Origin of the sequence: Pseudarthrobacter sp. NamE2 (genome assembly GCF_005796205.1) — a bacterium.
Lineage (GTDB): Bacteria > Actinomycetota > Actinomycetes > Actinomycetales > Micrococcaceae > Arthrobacter.
In genome coordinates this window covers 300,602-315,448 of record NZ_VAHN01000003.1, presented here as the reverse complement: position 1 = coordinate 315,448, position 14,847 = coordinate 300,602, and the positions used below count along the sequence as shown (strand labels likewise).

Below are 14,847 nucleotides of genomic sequence, written 5' to 3'. Positions count from 1 at the left end.
TGCCAACCACGGGGTGGCGGCACGGCCAATTCAACCAATTCATAAAACAATTGGTATCAACAAACTTGGCACACTATTGAGTTCTCAAACAACAGACACATTCGAGTACTTTGGAAACAAAATAAGAATTTGTTTCGCATTTTCTTCGCTGCGGTGTTTCCAGCTTATTTCATTCTTATTCACTTTTGCAAATCCGGTGTTTTTCCGGAATTTACTCGGTGGAATGAATCTGCCCAGCATAAATTCGAGCTTTTCTCCGGACAGAGCTTTGCTCCGTCAAGAATCGCTTCTCATTTAGTCGGGAATTTGTCACCACTCAGCGGCGGCGACTCAGAAAACAATACACGCCCCTCCGGAGCCGTGCAAATCGGCTGCGAAGGAGCGTGTACGTGATAGTGGGACTCCCCGGTTACGGAACCAGCACCTCAACGGTGGCCAGATTCTTCTTACCCCGGCGAAGCAGCAGGTACTGTCCGTGCAGCAGCTCGTCCTCGGAAATGACCGCCTCGGGATCCAGCACCTTCTCGTTGTTGACGTAGGCGCCGCCTTCCCCGACAGTGCGTCGTGCCGCCGACTTACTCTCCGAAAGCCCGGACGCTACGAGCAGATCGATGATGCCCATCCCGTCCACCTGCACGGTGGCAGAGGGCAGCTCGGATGTGGCGGCTTGGAGCGTCGGCTTATCCAAGGCAGACAGGTCGCCGTTGCCGAACAGTGCAGCCGAGGCTGCTATGACCTTTTCGGTAGCCTCCACCCCGTGGACCAGTGAGGTCACCTCGTACGCGAGCTTGCGCTGGCCTTCCCGGGCAAACGGACGCTCGGCAACCGCCGTAGCGATCTCCTCGATCTCGGCGCGGGTAAGGAAAGTGAACACTTTGAGCCGGTCCACGACGTCGGCATCGGCTGTGTTGAGCCAAAATTGGTAGAACGCGTAAGGGCTGCACATGCCGGCGTCCAGCCAAATGGCATTGCCCTCGCTCTTGCCGAACTTGCTGCCGTCCGAGTTGGTGATCAGCGGCGTTCCCAGCGCATGGACGCTCTTGCCCTCAACCTTGCGGATCAGCTCGGTTCCACTGGTGAGGTTGCCCCATTGGTCGGAGCCGCCAGTCTGCAGCACGCAACCGTAGTCGCGGTAGAGCTGCAGGTAGTCCATGCCCTGGAGAATCTGGTAGCTAAACTCGGTGTAGCTGATGCCCTCGTCCGAGTTCAGCCGGGAGGCCACGGCGTCCTTGCGCAGCATGGTGCCCACCCGGAAGTGCTTGCCCACCTCGCGCAGGAAGTCGATGGCGCTCAACGGCGCGGTCCAGTCCAGGTTGTTGACCATCCGGGCGGCGTTGTCCCCCTCGAAGCTGAGGAAGCGGCGCACCTGGGCCTGAAGGTAACCCACCCATTCGTTCACCGTGTCCTTGGTGTTCAAGGTGCGCTCCGCCGTGGGGCGCGGATCACCGATCAACCCGGTGGAACCGCCCACCAGCCCCAGTGGCTTATGGCCGGCAAGCTGCAGCCGGCGCATGACGAGCAGCTGAACCAGGTTGCCCAGGTGCAGCGAAGGCGCCGTGGGATCGAAGCCGCAATAGTACGTCACCGGTGCACCGGCGAGAAGCTCTTCCAGCTCTGCTTCGTCGGTGGAGACGTGGACCAGGCCACGCCATTTCAGCTCCTGCCAAATGTTGGCAAAAGTGGGGTCGTTCTGTTGCGATTCGAGGCTGCTGATGTCTGGCACGCTTTCTAAGTTAGCAGTATCCGGAACTCCCGATCAGCGCTCGATTCCAGCGGGAACAGGCTGACCCGCGATCAGCCGGAGCCGCTGTGTGGCGCGGGTCATGGCAACGTACAGGTCCCCCACCTTGCCGTGCTCATGGTTGAGCATGGCGGCGGGTTCCAGGACCACGACGCCGTCGAATTCCAGGCCCTTGGCGTCGCGGGGGCTGATGACCACGATGTCTTGTTCGTAGCTGCCCGCACCCGTGCCGATGCGGCGTCCGTAAAGGGCGCGGAGGGCCGCGGCGGCTTCAGGCAACAGGTCGCCTTCGACGATCACGGCGAGCAAACCGCCGTCGAGCGCGTCCAACTCCTCCGGAAGGATCTCCACCAGCCGCCGGACCAGGCCGCCCGGCTCCACTTCGTCGATGATGGGCGCCCAGCGTCCTTCCCGGACAGCCTTGGGCGCGGACACCACGAGTCCCGCAGCATTGGCCATCCGCACGGCGGCCTCGGCGATCTGGGAGGGTGTGCGGTAGTTGACCGTGAGTTCTTCCAGCTGCCAGCGGTCACCGAACATCGGGGCAAGCGCGCCCTGCCAGGAATTGGCGCCGGCAACGGAGCTGGTCTGGGCGATATCGCCCACGATGGTGAAGGACTTCAGGGGGCAGCGGCGGACCAGCAGCCGCCACTGCATGGGGGAAAGCTCCTGCGCCTCGTCCACCACGATGTGCCCGAAAGCCCAGGTCCGGTCGCTCGTGGCACGCTCGGCAGCGGTCAGCCGGGCCTCGCGCTCCTGGTTGTGCTCCATCAGGTCCTCGGCCGTCATCAGGGCATCAACACCGGCGGTTTCCATGTTGGCAAGGGTCTGCTTGGCGTTGGCGAGGTCCCGGGCACGGTCGTGTTCCTGCTGGGCCAGCCCGCGCCCGGCAGCAGGATCCAGCTCGCCCAGCAGTTCGGCGGCCTCGTCGAGCAGCGGCACGTCGGACTCGGTCCACGGCGCGTCGGCCGGCCGCTGCAGCAGGGCCCGCTCGGCCGGTGTCAGGTTGGGGGTGCAGAACTGCAGTACCTCCGGGTTGCTGAACAGGTCCGAGATCAGCTTCTCCGGGGTCATGGGCATCCAGCACAGGTTAATGGCAATGCGGACGTCCCGCGCGGTACGGACGTCCTCCGCCAGGTAGGAGCGGTCGGCGTTGTTGCCGATGTTGCCTGCCTCCACCAGGTCCGTCATCTGCTCCGTCAATTCCTTCAGCAGGATCTTGACGAACGTCACGCGCGCCTCGTTGTACGGCTTTCCAGTAGCACGGGCACGTTCCCGCGCGCGCCGCACCTGCTTTGGCGTCAGCGTCAGCTTGCGCCCGTCCACTTCCAGAATCCGGTTCGACGCGGGGACCCGCTGCCTGTTGGACACGGCGTTGGCCACGATTTCCGCCATGTCCAGCCGGCCCTTGAGCGCGGCGACATCGGCATCCTTCTCGGGTACGGCCTGGATGCCGGGCATCAGGCGGCCCAGGCTGGCCATCACCACCCCGGTCTCGCCCAGGGAGGGCAGCACGCGTTCGATGTACTTCATGAACGACGACGACGGGCCCACCAGCAGCACACCTGCACTCTTGAGCCGGTCGCGGTGGGTGTAGAGCAGGTAGGCGGCACGGTGCAGCGCCACGGCCGTCTTGCCGGTGCCGGGCCCGCCCTGCACCACCAGCGCGCCGGAGATGGACGAGCGGATGATGCGGTCCTGCTCCGACTGGATGGTGCTGACGATGTCCGACATCCTGCCGGTGCGCTTGGAATTGAGGGCAGCGAGCAGGGCTCCTTCGCCCTGCAGCGATTCGTTGTCCGCCAGCATCCCGGCATCAAGGACATCGTCTTCGATGGCCTTCACCTCGCGGCCCTGCAGGATCAGGTGGCGCCGGCGCCGGACACCCTGCCGGTCGAACGCGGTGGCCTGGTAGAAGTGCCCGGCCTCAGGGGCGCGCCAGTCAACCATCAGGCGCTGCAGGTCCTCGGTAGTGAGGCCGATGCGGCCGATGTACTGGGCTTCGCCGGAGTCAAGGTCCAGGCGTCCGAACACCAGGCGGTCATCGACGGCGTCGAGCTGCGCCAGGCGGTCCTCGTACAGTGCGGCGAACGCGTCGCGCTCGGAAACGTTCTGCATGGTGCCCACTGCCCCGGCCCGGCGCACCTGTGCAAGCTGTCGGCGCTTTTCCTCACGGAGCTCCTCCAACCGGGCGTACAACCCGGCCACATATTCCCGTTCGTGGGCCAAATCGGCGTCAAGCATTCAACGTTCCCCTATCGCAAAAGACAGACCTACTATTCTACAACCATTTCCGTTAACGCTGATGAAACGCGCACCGGTCCGGTTGCGGCGAACCGGCCGCGGATCCGCCGGGCTTCCTCACCCGCGGTTTGGCCGGCCTGTACGTGGACACGGTGGGATCGCCCGTGATCCAGAAGCGCCAGGCATACTCGTCGGACCCGCCAGCTCCGGCCACCCCCACCCGGGGACCGGAGCTGACCTGCACAGCCGGCCCGGACGGAAGCACCAGCCCGAACGGCGGGGCCAGGGCGTCACGTCCGCTGTCCGCCGTCGTAAGCCCCAATGCCTTCGCCAGGCGGGCAGGGCCCCTCGCCAGATCCGAAGGGTTTTTGGACGTTGCCCGGCGACGTTGCGCCAGTTCCAGTCCCTCGACGATTTCGCCGGCCCGCAACAGCAGCGCTGAAGCAACCCCGTCCGGCCCGCAGACAATATTGGTGCAGTGGTGCATCCCGTAGGTGAAGTAGACGTAGAGGTGGCCCGCGGGGCCAAACATCGGCGCGTTCCGCGGGGTCGGGCCGCGGTAGGTGTGCGAGCCCGGGTCCGGGTGGAGGGAATCCTCCGGCCCCAGGTAGGCCTCAACCTCGGTCAGCCGGACCGAAACCGGGCCTTCCCGCGAATCGTGGGTCAGGACAGCGCCCAGCAGCAGCGGCGCGAGCGTCCGGGCATCCCCGGAGAGGAACTCCCGCAGCGGTTGTCCTGACGGGGCGGCTTTTTCAGTCATGGGCAGACCCTACCCACTTCGGTTGCGTCACCCACAGCAGGTTACGCAAGGAACCCTACGGCCGTGTCCGATTTCCGCTAGTAGCCGTCTCCGCGGGCTGGCAGGATGGAAGCCGTGGACTTTTGGCAGCGCTACCGGGCGATCGATGCCCGGGACACCCGGTTCGACGGACAGTTCTACACTGCCGTCCGGACCACGGGCATTTACTGCCGCCCGTCCTGCCCCGCAAGGACGCCCAAGGCCGCCAACGTCACCTTTTATGAAACGTCAGCCGCCGCGCACGACGCCGGCTACCGGGCCTGCAAGCGCTGCCTCCCGGAGGCGGTCCCAGGCACCCCGGCGTGGAACGTCCGGCAGGACATCGCGGGGCGGGCCATGCGCCTCATCAACGACGGCGTCATTAATCGCGATGGGGTGGAGGGATTGGCTGCCCGGCTGGGGTACTCGTCGCGACAGCTCAACAGGATCCTCACCCAGGAGCTCGGCGCCGGGCCGTTGTCGCTCGCGAGGGCGGGCCGGGCCCAGACGGCCCGCACCCTTCTGGTGTCCACGCCCATGAAGCTCGCCGACGTCGCCTTCGCCGCCGGCTTCAGCAGCATCCGCCAGTTCAACGAAACCATGCTGGACGTCTTCGACATGCCCCCCACTGCCCTGCGCCATACGGCCAGGCATGGAAAAACGGCCGGTAGTGCCACCGCACTGACCCTTAGCCTCCCATACCGGAAACCCTTCGACCCGGGCATCTTCACCTTCCTCGCCTTGAGGTCGATCCCCGGCATCGAGGCCGGCACGGCTACCTCCTATGCCCGTACCCTGCGGCTGCCCCACGGAGACGCACGGTTCCGGGTTGAGTACGACGACGGCGCGCGGGAGCGGCCGCTGACGCTCACCATCGGCGCGGCGGACCTGCGCGACCTTCCGGCCCTGCTGAGCCGCGTGCGGCGCCTCTTCGACCTTGACGCCGATCCCGAAGCCATCGACAGTGCCCTTGGGGAAGACGGCCGGCTCACCGGCCTGGTGGCGGAAGCACCTGGCATCAGGATGCCCGGCGCCCTGGACCCACAGGAACTGCTGGTGCGGGCCATGGTGGGCCAGCAGATCACCGTGGCTGCAGCACGAACGGCCCTGACGCAGCTGTCCGCGGCCGGCAGCACCAGCAGCGTCCAGGGAGACGGGCTGCACCGCCTTTTTCCCACATCCGCCCAAATTGCAGCGGCCGGGCATCTGCTCCGCGGACCGCGGCGCAGGACGGAAGCGCTCCTTCACGCCGCTGCCGCCATGGCCGAGGGACGGATTGATCCGGGCTATGGCGACGACCTGGCCGGCCTGACCGCCATGCTGCTTCCCCTCCCCGGCGTAGGACCCTGGACGGTGGGCTACGCGGCCATGCGGATCCTCGGCGCCCCTGACATCTTCCTTGCCAACGACGCCGCCGTACGGAACGGCATCCGCACCCTTTCCGGCGCCGGGGCACCTGATTTCCGGAACGTCAGTCCGTGGCGCTCCTACGCCACGATGCACCTGTGGCGGGCCGCCGCCGCACCCAAAGTCCGTGCCGGCACCGGCATTCTCCAGAAAGCGATGCAATGAAAGCCCAGCTGCTCACCATGTCCACACCGGATGGCCCCTTCACCATCCTCGCCTCGGAGGGCCTGGTCCTGTCCTCGGGCTGGACGGCCGATCCGGCGGAGCTGACGGGGCAGGTCCATCCGGCCCTCCTCCCCGATGCCTACGAGCCCGTCGATGCGCTCGGGGACATATCCCTCGCCGTGGAGGCTTATTACGACGGCGACCCGCGCCTGGCCATGGACGTTCCGGTCCGGCAGCGGTCGGGTCCCTTCCGCGCCCAGGCGTGGGACGTTCTGCGGCAGGTCAAACCGGGTTTCCCCGTTACCTACACCGAGTACGCCGCCCTGGCCGGCAATCCGAAGGCCGTTCGGGCCGCGGCCAGCGCGTGCGCGTTCAACGCGGCAGCCCTGTTTGTGCCGTGCCACCGGGTGATCCGCACGGACGGTTCCCTGGGCGGCTTCCGCTGGGGACTGCGGGTGAAAGAGAGCCTGCTGGCCCGCGAAGCGGCTTAATCCCCTGTTGGGTTTATGGGTGAGGGGGTTCCGGCGGGCCAGGGCAGCAGGTCCGGCAGGTCTGCCCCGTCGGCCGCGGCTGACGCCCGCAGGCTGCCCAGCGAGGGCTCACGGCCGGCAAGCCACGCGGCGATGTCAGTGACCATGCCGTTGACCACAATGGATTGCCCGCCGGTGCCGATCGTCACCGGCTGCAGCCCGAGCGGCTGCAGGACCAGTTTCACGTTGTCCGGCACCCGGGCAGCCAGGAAGTCGAAGAGATGGCTGCAGAACTCCCGGCTCCAGGTTTCCGGTCCCCGGCCCGTGCCCAGGTCCGAATTGTGAATGACCAGTTCGCGCCACAGGGCCAACCCGCCGTCCAGGACCACTCCCCCGCGGTAGGCGATGGGGGCCCACCAGCCGGTGCGGTTCGCTGCGGAATCCTTGATGCCGGGCAGCGAATCAAACGCGTGCCTGACCCGCCCCAGGGCCGCCGCGAGGTCTGCACGGTCGGTGGCGGCATCGTGGCCGGCGGCCATGTCGATGGCCCTGTTCCTGCCCTCCATGCCGCCGTCGTACAGCTCAATGCTTTCACCGCGAGCCGCGTACTCAAGCTGCCGGGCCATCGCGTTGGAGATCCCGGCCAGGTGGGCAAGGACGTGCCCCTTGGTCCACCCTGGAAGGGCTGAAGGAGCCTTGATGTCCGCGTCGGTGAGTTTGGCGGCATCGGCAGTGACGTCGTCGGCGGCTTTGTGGATTGCGGCGAGCAGGACATCGGGAGCTGGAGCGGTCATGGCGCTCATCCTAGCCGTGAACGGTGCCGTCCGGACCCAGGCGGTGCCGGACGTGGTCACCGTCGTTGCTGCCCTGCCAGAACTCGTACTCGGTGGGCTGGACTGCGTAGAGCTGCCAGTTCGGGTTGGTGCTGCCGTCCGCCCGCGGCCGTTCCGCCCAATCGCGGGCCGAGGCCTCTGCGGACAGCTGCACCACCGGCCCGGCCACCCGGACCTGCCGGCCCATGGAGGCCCAGTAGAAGTTCATGGCGGCCTGGGGAACGACGTCGAGTTCCTGCCCCTTCCGGGAGGTGCGGGAGGTGGCAAAGTGCCAGCCGTCGCCGTCGATGTTCTTCAGGACCAGCATCCGCGACGAAGGCTGCTGCCCCGCACTGACCGTGGCGAGGCTGAAGGCGTGCGGCTGCTGCTCCCCCGCGTCCAGCGCCTCGTCCAGCCACTGCTTGAACAGCTCCACGGGCTTCCGCGGGGCGCTGGCCGGGTCAAAGCGGGGAAGGTCCGCCGGGAAATCCGGCAGGGTGCGAAGGAACTTGCGGAAGGTTTCGCTCATGGCGCCATGGTAGCCGGAGCGGGTTGAGCCGGCGCAGGTTTCACACCCAACGTTCTCTCACTTGTCGCATGAAAACGGCCAACGCGCTCTCACTTTCCTGGGGAGAGTGAGAGAGCGTCGGCCGTTTGGGTGCAGAAAGTGAGAGAGCGTGCTGCTACTGGCCTGCGTACTCCCTTGCGCCGGCGAGCTCGCTTTCCAGCGCGGCCAGCTGGCGTTCGACGGCGGCCGGTGCGGTGCCGCCCTGGGAGTTGCGGCTGTTCAGGGAACCTTCGGTCGAAAGGACCGTGCGGACCTCCGGGGTGAGGTGTTCCGAGATGGCTGCGTACTCGTCGTCGGTCAGGTCCCACAGCTCAACGCCGCGGGATTCGGCCTGCTTGACCGCAGCGCCGGACAACTCGTGCGCCTCGCGGAACGGCACGCCCTGGCGGACCAGCCATTCGGCGATGTCCGTAGCCAGCGCGAAGCCCTGCGGCGCCAGCGACTCCAGCCTTTCCGTGTTGAACTTCAGCGTCGCGATCATGCCGGACACTGCCGGCAGCAGCAGCTCCAGGGTGTCGGCGGCATCGAATACCGGCTCCTTGTCCTCCTGCAGGTCGCGGTTGTACGCGAGCGGCAGGCCCTTGAGCGTGGCGAGCAGCCCGGTCAGGTTACCGATCAGGCGTCCGGCCTTGCCGCGGGCCAGCTCCGCTACATCCGGGTTCTTCTTCTGCGGCATGATCGAGGACCCGGTGGAGTACGAATCATGCAGCGTGACGAAGGAGAACTCCTTGGTGGCCCAGAAGATGACCTCTTCCGAGATCCTGGACAGGTCCACCCCGATCATGGAGCACACCCAGGCGAATTCGGCGAAGACGTCACGGGAGGCGGTGCCGTCGATCGAATTGTGCACTGCGGAGTAGAAGCCCAGGTCCGCGGCGACGGCTTCCGGATCCAGGCCGAGCGAGGACCCGGCCAGTGCTCCCGAGCCGTAGGGCGAAACGCCGGCCCGCCGGTCCCAGTCCTGGAGCCGCTGCACATCGCGCAGCAGCGCCCAGGCGTGGGCCAGCAGGTGGTGGCTGAGCAGGACGGGCTGGGCGTGCTGCAGGTGCGTGCGGCCCGGCATGGCCACACCCTGGTGCGCCTTCGCCTGGTCCACCAGTGCGTCCACGGTGTCCAGGACACCGCGGGCGATGATCCGTGCATGATCGCGCAGGAACATCCGGCCCAGGGTTGCAACCTGGTCGTTGCGGGACCGGCCGGCGCGGAGTTTGCCGCCCAGCTGGGCACCCGCACGCTCGATCAGTCCGCGCTCCAGGGAACCGTGCACGTCCTCGTCAGACTCCGCCGGCAGATACGCACCGGACGCAACGTCCCCGTCCAGCTGCGCCAGCGCCCCCAGCATGCCTTCCAGTTCGGCGTCATCCAGTAGTCCGGCCTTGTGCAGCACACGGGCGTGCGCCTTGGAGCCGGCGATGTCGTAGCGTGCCAGCCGCCAGTCAAAGTGGGTGGACTTGCTCAGTGCCGCGAGGGCGTCCGCGGGGCCGCCGGCGAAACGGCCGCCCCACAGCGCGCCCTCGTTGGTCCCCGAGCGCACCCCGGCCTCGCTGCGCTCGGTCGGGGACCCCTGCGCTCGTGGGCCCTGCTGAGGACTCACTCGCCTGCGACCCGCAGGTCGCGGCCGGAGGCAACCTTGGCGGACATGCCCCACAGCTCGATGAAGCCCTTGGCCATCGACTGGTCGAACGTGTCGCCGGTGTCGTAGGTGGCAAGGTTGAAGTCGTAGAGGGAGGTTTCGGAGCGGCGGCCGTTGACGATGGCCTGGCCACCGTGCAGGCTCATGCGGATGTCGCCGGACACGTACTTTTGGGTGTCCTCGATGAAGGCGTCCAGGGAGCGCTTGAGCGGGGAGAACCACTGGCCGTCGTAGACCAGTTCGGCCCAGCGCTGGTTGACCGTCGCCTTGAAGCGGGCCTGCTCGCGTTCCACAGTGATGTCTTCAAGGTGCTTGTGGGCGGTGATCAGGGCCATGGCGCCCGGCGCCTCGTAGATTTCGCGGGACTTGATGCCCACCAGGCGGTCCTCCACGACGTCGATGCGGCCCACACCCTGGGCGCCGGCACGGCGGTTGAGCTCCTTGATGGCCTGCAGCGGGGTGACCTTCACGCCGTCGATTGCGACAGGAATACCGGCATCGAAGGAGATGATGACTTCATCCGGTGCCGGCGGGAATTCGGGGGTGGCGGTGTAGTCGTAGATGTCCTTGGTGGGGGCGTTCCAGATGTCCTCGAGGTAGCCGGTTTCCACGGCGCGGCCCCAGACGTTCTGGTCGATGGAGTAGGGGTTCTTCTTGGTGGTCTCGATCGGCAGGCCCTTTTCCTCGGCGAAGGCGATGGCCTTGTCACGGGTCAGGGCGAGGTCGCGGACCGGTGCGATGCACTTCAGGTCCGGGCCGAGGGTCTGGATGCCTACTTCGAAGCGGACCTGGTCATTGCCCTTGCCGGTGCAGCCGTGGGCAACGGTGGTGGCGCCGAATTCGCGGGCAGCCTTGACCAGGTGCTTGACGATCACGGGGCGGGAGATGGCGGACACCAGCGGGTAGTGGCCCTGGTACAGGCCGTTGGCCTTCAGCGTGGGCATGCAGTACTCGTTGGCGAACTCGTCCGAGGCGTCTGCCACGTAGGCTTCGACGGCGCCGCAGCCCAGGGCGCGCTGGCGGATGGTCTCGAGCGACTCGCCGCCCTGTCCGACGTCGACCGCCACGGCGATCACCTCGGCGCCGGTGGCTTCACCGATCCAGCCGATGGCTACTGAGGTGTCCAGGCCGCCGGAGTAGGCGAGCACAATGCGTTCAGTCACTTCACATGCTCCTTGTTGGGGGTTTCTTTGGATGTTGTCTTCAAGCTTATTGCCCGGCTTCTTCAGCCAGCTGCAAAAACCTGGCGGCGAGGTCCCGGCCGCCCTGCGGGTCCCGGGCCACCAGCAGCACGGTGTCGTCGCCGGCGATGGTGCCCAAGATGGACGGCATCACCGAGTGGTCGATGGCCAGGGCCAGGAAGTTCGCCGCGCCCGGCGGGGTCCGGAGCACGGCGATGTTGGCCGAGGCTTCCGCGGTGACCAGCAGTTCGCTGCACAGCCTGGCCAGCCGGGCATCCAGGATTTCCTGGCTGACCCCGCTTTTGGCGGCACGATCGCCGCCCTCGGCGGGAACCGCGTAGACCAGGGCGCCCTCTTTTCCGCGTACGCGGACCGCGCCGAGTTCCACCAGGTCCCGGGACAGGGTGGCCTGGGTGACCTGCACGCCGTCGTCCGCCAAAAGCGCCGCAAGCTCCGCCTGCGAACGCACCGACTGGTTGGTCAGGAGGGCGGTGATGCGCGCCTGGCGGGCGGTTTTGGTGGCCGGACTGGAGCCCGGCGATACCGGCTGCGCGGACACTAGGACGTGCTTCCCGGCGTGTCCCCAAGGGGTGCGAGACCCTCGACGACGGCCTGGCCCGAGGCGTGCAGGAGCCAGGCCATCAGCGCCTTCTGCGCGTGCAACCGGTTTTCCGCCTCATCCCAGACGATGGACTGCGGACCGTCGATGACGCCGGCGGAGATTTCGTAGCCGCGGTACGCGGGCAGGCAGTGGAGTACGACGGCGTCATCCGCGGCAAGCGCCATGGCCCCCTCGTCCACGGTGTAGTCCCGGAACAGCTGCAGCCGGGCTTCCTTTTCAGCTTCCTGCCCCATGGACACCCAGGTATCGGTGGCCACCACGTCGGCGCCTTTAAGAGCTTCCTTGGCATCGGTGGTCACCAGGACGGAACCGCCGGTCAGCGCCGCCCGCTCCTCCGCGGCGGCCACGATGTCCGCGGCGGGCAGGTACCCTTCCGGCCCGGCGATGCGGACGTGCATCCCGGCGGTGACGCCGGCAAGCAGGTAGGAATTGGCCATGTTGTTCGCGGCGTCACCCAGGTAGCTCATGGTGAGGCCTTTCAGTTCGCCCTTGTGCTCCTTGACGGTCAGCAGGTCGGCGAGGAGCTGGCACGGGTGGTAGTCGTCGCACAGGGCGTTGATGACGGGCACCTTCGAGTTTTGGGCCATAGCCACCAGACCGGCATGCGCACCGGTCCGCCACACGATGGTGGACACCATCCGCTCAAGGACCTTGGCGGTGTCCTCCACGGACTCCTTGTGTCCGATTTGTGCTTCGCCCGGGTTGATGATGAGGGCGTTGCCGCCCATATCGGCGATGCCGGTGGCGAAAGAAACCCGGGTGCGGGTGGAGGTCTTGTCGAAGATGACAGCCACGGTCTTCCGGCCGCCGCCCTGGGCGGCGAAGGGCTGGACGCTGTAGGGCGCCGCCTTCATGCGGGCGGCAAGCTCCAGGACGTCCGCCTGCTCGGCCGGGCTCAGGTCCGTGTCCTTGAGGAAGTGCCGGGTTGTGCTGGTCACGATGCGTCCTTTGCTGTCTGAAGGATTGCCGGGAATGCGGCGAGGAAGGAGTCTGCCTGGGCCTCTGTGAGGACCAGCGGCGGTGCCAGCCGGATGGTGCGCGGCCCGGGGCTGTTGACGATGAAGCCCGCGTCGAGCCCGGCCTGCACCACGGCAGGTGCCACCTCCGCGTCCAGGTCGAAGCCGATCAGCAGGCCTTCCCCGCGGACTTCGGTGACGCCGGGCAGCACCGCCAAGGCGGAGCGGAGGTGCTCCCCCACGGCGGTGGCGTTGGCGAGCACGCCCTGGCTTTCGATCGCGTGCAGCGTGGCGAGGGCGGCCGCCGTCGCCACCGGGTTGCCGCCGAACGTAGTGCCGTGCTGGCCCGCGGACAGCAATGACGACGTCTGCTCCCCCATGGTGATGAGGGCGCCGATGGGGAACCCGCCGCCGAGGCCCTTGGCCAGGGTGATGGCGTCCGGCATGATCCCGGCATCCCCGCTCGCGAGCCATTTGCCGGTGCGGCCGATTCCGGTCTGGACTTCATCCAGGATCAGCAGGGCACCGGCCCGGGCCGTCAGTTCGCGGGCAGCCTTCAGGTATCCGGGAGGCAGCGGGCGGACGCCGGCCTCGCCCTGGATGGGCTCCAGGAAAACGGCGGCCACGGTCTCGTCGACGGCTGCCTTAAGCGCCTCCACATCGCCGAACGGAATATGGACCACCCCGCCCGGCAGTGGCTCGAACGGGGTCCGGTACGCTTCCTTGGCGGTGAGCGCGAGGGCGCCCATGGTCCGGCCGTGGAAGGCACCTTCCAGGGCGATGATCTTTGTCCGTTTGGTATCGCCGCCGCCCGTGTTCCGCCGGGCAAGCTTGAACGCGGCCTCGTTCGCCTCGGTGCCGGAGTTGGTGAAGAACACCTTGGACGCGGCCGGCGCGTCTGCCAGCGCCAGGAGCTTCTCGGCCAGGGCGATCTGCGTGGGGCTGGTGAAGAAGTTGGACACGTGGCCCAGCGTGGAAAGCTGGCTGGCAATCACGGACGTCACGAACGGGTGGGCATGGCCAAGTGCATTGACGGCGATGCCGCCCAGCAGGTCCAGGTATTCCTTGCCGTCCGCGTCCCACACCAGGCAGCCGGCGCCGCGGACCAGGACCCGCTGCGGGGTGCCGAAGACGCCCATGAGCGACGATGAGTAGCGGGCCAGCCACTCGGAGCCACTTCCCATTCCAGTCATAACGGAAGCTTTGGCGTCCGGTCCGGCGATGGGGGCCAGGGCGTGGTCGGGCACCGCGAAGCGGGCGGGGCCCCCATCGCCGGCCGGACTCACGTCAACAGTTTCGTTCATGCCTTCACATCCTCGTCCGGAACAACCTGGGTGCCGATTCCGGCGGTGGTGAAAGTTTCAAGAAGCATGGAGTGCGGCAGCCGGCCGTCAACGATATGCGCGCGTTCCACGCCTTCATCGATCGCCTTCAGGCAGGCCGCCATCTTGGGGATCATGCCGGATTCGAGCCGGGGCAGCATGTCCCGCAGCTCGGAGGCGGTCAGGGAGGAAATCAGCGAGGACTTGTCCGGCCAGTTGGCGTAGAGGCCTTCGACGTCGGTCAGGATGACCAGCTTCGACGCTCCCAGCGCGGAGGCCACCGCTGCCGCGGCGGTGTCGGCGTTGACGTTCAGCACCTGCCCGGTGGGCTGGAAACGGCCGGCACCTGCTGTGCCGTCGCCGCCGTCGAGGATTTCCGGGGCCACGGTGGAGATCACCGGGATGCGCCCGGCGTCGAGGATGTCCACGATGCCTGCGGGATCGACGCCGACCACCTCGCCCACCAGCCCGAGGTCCACCTCCTCGCCGTCCACCACGGTCCCGGTACGGACGGCGCGCAGCAACCCGCCGTCTTCGCCGGACATGCCAACTGCGTACGGACCATGTGAGTTGATGAGACCGACCAGTTCGCGGCCCACCTGCCCGGTGAGGACCATCCGGACCACGTCCATGGCTTCCGGCGTGGTGACGCGCAGGCCGCCCTTGAACTCGGACTCGATGCCGAGCCTGCCGAGCATCGAGTTGATCTGTGGGCCGCCGCCGTGGACCACCACGGGATGGATGCCCACGTGGTGGAGGAAGACGATGTCCTCCGCGAAGGCACGGCGGAGGTCGTCATTGACCATGGCGTTCCCGCCGTACTTGATCACCATGGTGGTGCCGGCAAAGCGCTGGATCCAGGGCAGGGCCTCGATCAATGTCCCCGCCTTGGCCTGGGCGTCGGACATGCTGGTGGTCTCGCGCGTCTGGGTGTTCATGGTGTCACTT

14 protein-coding genes are annotated in these 14,847 nt (G+C 67.0%); 3 read left to right on the top strand and 11 right to left on the bottom strand.

Annotated features, from left to right (window positions below):
- Positions 1–298: hypothetical protein (locus tag FDW83_RS19280; protein WP_205754655.1), on the top strand; the 298-nt coding region annotated here is incomplete at its 5' end.
- Between the two features lie 111 nt (positions 299–409).
- On the opposite strand, the gene tyrS is transcribed toward FDW83_RS19280, so the two are convergent.
- The 3 genes from tyrS to FDW83_RS06295 are packed head-to-tail and all read right to left on the bottom strand — an operon-like array spanning position 410 to position 4,745.
- Complete coding sequence (tyrS, locus tag FDW83_RS06305) at positions 410–1,723, bottom strand: tyrosine--tRNA ligase (RefSeq protein WP_138136742.1); 1,314 nt, start codon at positions 1,721–1,723, stop codon at positions 410–412.
- A gap of 33 nt (positions 1,724–1,756) precedes the next feature.
- On the bottom strand, positions 1,757–3,985 hold the full coding sequence (locus tag FDW83_RS06300) for an AAA family ATPase (RefSeq protein ID WP_138136741.1): 2,229 nt from the start codon (positions 3,983–3,985) through the stop codon (positions 1,757–1,759).
- A gap of 52 nt (positions 3,986–4,037) precedes the next feature.
- A complete protein-coding gene (locus FDW83_RS06295; protein ID WP_138136739.1) occupies positions 4,038–4,745 on the bottom strand; it encodes a DNA-3-methyladenine glycosylase in 708 nt (235 codons plus the stop codon).
- A 114-nt stretch (positions 4,746–4,859) separates the two neighbouring features.
- Between FDW83_RS06295 and FDW83_RS06290 the strand changes: the two genes are divergently transcribed.
- Positions 4,860–6,335: an AlkA N-terminal domain-containing protein gene (locus tag FDW83_RS06290; RefSeq protein ID WP_138136737.1), complete on the top strand. Its 1,476-nt coding sequence runs from the start codon at positions 4,860–4,862 to the stop codon at positions 6,333–6,335.
- A complete protein-coding gene (locus FDW83_RS06285) occupies positions 6,332–6,826 on the top strand; it encodes a methylated-DNA--[protein]-cysteine S-methyltransferase (RefSeq protein ID WP_138136736.1) in 495 nt (164 codons plus the stop codon). Before FDW83_RS06290 ends, FDW83_RS06285 begins: the two co-directional genes overlap by 4 nt.
- Here FDW83_RS06285 and FDW83_RS06280 read toward each other — a convergent pair.
- The 8 genes from FDW83_RS06280 to argB all read right to left on the bottom strand — a co-directional run bounded on the left by FDW83_RS06280 (position 6,823) and on the right by argB (position 14,837).
- Positions 6,823–7,599 carry a maleylpyruvate isomerase family mycothiol-dependent enzyme gene (locus FDW83_RS06280; protein ID WP_138136734.1) on the bottom strand — a complete coding sequence of 259 codons (777 nt, stop codon included), beginning with the start codon at positions 7,597–7,599 and terminating at the stop codon, positions 6,823–6,825. The genes FDW83_RS06285 and FDW83_RS06280 overlap by 4 nt on opposite strands.
- A gap of 10 nt (positions 7,600–7,609) precedes the next feature.
- Positions 7,610–8,146, bottom strand: a complete 537-nt coding sequence (locus FDW83_RS06275; protein WP_138136733.1) for a pyridoxal 5'-phosphate synthase — start codon at positions 8,144–8,146, stop codon at positions 7,610–7,612.
- A gap of 154 nt (positions 8,147–8,300) precedes the next feature.
- Positions 8,301–9,779 carry an argininosuccinate lyase gene (argH, locus tag FDW83_RS06270; RefSeq protein ID WP_138136731.1) on the bottom strand — a complete coding sequence of 493 codons (1,479 nt, stop codon included), beginning with the start codon at positions 9,777–9,779 and terminating at the stop codon, positions 8,301–8,303.
- Positions 9,776–10,981 carry an argininosuccinate synthase gene (locus tag FDW83_RS06265; RefSeq protein WP_138136730.1) on the bottom strand — a complete coding sequence of 402 codons (1,206 nt, stop codon included), beginning with the start codon at positions 10,979–10,981 and terminating at the stop codon, positions 9,776–9,778. The genes argH and FDW83_RS06265 overlap by 4 nt, the downstream gene beginning before the upstream one ends.
- A gap of 46 nt (positions 10,982–11,027) precedes the next feature.
- Positions 11,028–11,558 (bottom strand): arginine repressor, encoded by a 531-nt coding sequence (locus FDW83_RS06260; RefSeq protein ID WP_138136729.1) that lies wholly within the window; start codon positions 11,556–11,558, stop codon positions 11,028–11,030.
- A complete protein-coding gene (gene argF / locus FDW83_RS06255; protein WP_138136727.1) occupies positions 11,558–12,559 on the bottom strand; it encodes an ornithine carbamoyltransferase in 1,002 nt (333 codons plus the stop codon). The genes FDW83_RS06260 and argF overlap by 1 nt, the downstream gene beginning before the upstream one ends.
- Complete coding sequence (locus FDW83_RS06250; RefSeq protein ID WP_138136778.1) at positions 12,556–13,770, bottom strand: acetylornithine transaminase; 1,215 nt, start codon at positions 13,768–13,770, stop codon at positions 12,556–12,558. The genes argF and FDW83_RS06250 overlap by 4 nt, the downstream gene beginning before the upstream one ends.
- A 107-nt stretch (positions 13,771–13,877) precedes the next feature.
- Entirely contained in the window at positions 13,878–14,837 is a 960-nt protein-coding gene (gene argB / locus FDW83_RS06245) for an acetylglutamate kinase (RefSeq protein ID WP_138136726.1), read from the bottom strand.
- Between the last annotated feature and the right edge of the window lie 10 nt (positions 14,838–14,847).

Coding starts and splice junctions, on each gene's coding strand:
- FDW83_RS06300 (WP_138136741.1), bottom strand. CDS start 3,985: ATGCTTGACGCCGATTTGGCCCACGAACGGGAATATGTGGCCGGGTTG.
- FDW83_RS06295 (WP_138136739.1), bottom strand. CDS start 4,745: ATGACTGAAAAAGCCGCCCCGTCAGGACAACCGCTGCGGGAGTTCCTC.
- FDW83_RS06285 (WP_138136736.1), top strand. CDS start 6,332: ATGAAAGCCCAGCTGCTCACCATGTCCACACCGGATGGCCCCTTCACC.
- FDW83_RS06280 (WP_138136734.1), bottom strand. CDS start 7,599: ATGACCGCTCCAGCTCCCGATGTCCTGCTCGCCGCAATCCACAAAGCC.
- FDW83_RS06275 (WP_138136733.1), bottom strand. CDS start 8,146: ATGAGCGAAACCTTCCGCAAGTTCCTTCGCACCCTGCCGGATTTCCCG.
- FDW83_RS06250 (WP_138136778.1), bottom strand. CDS start 13,770: ATGACTGGAATGGGAAGTGGCTCCGAGTGGCTGGCCCGCTACTCATCG.
- argB (WP_138136726.1), bottom strand. CDS start 14,837: ATGAACACCCAGACGCGCGAGACCACCAGCATGTCCGACGCCCAGGCC.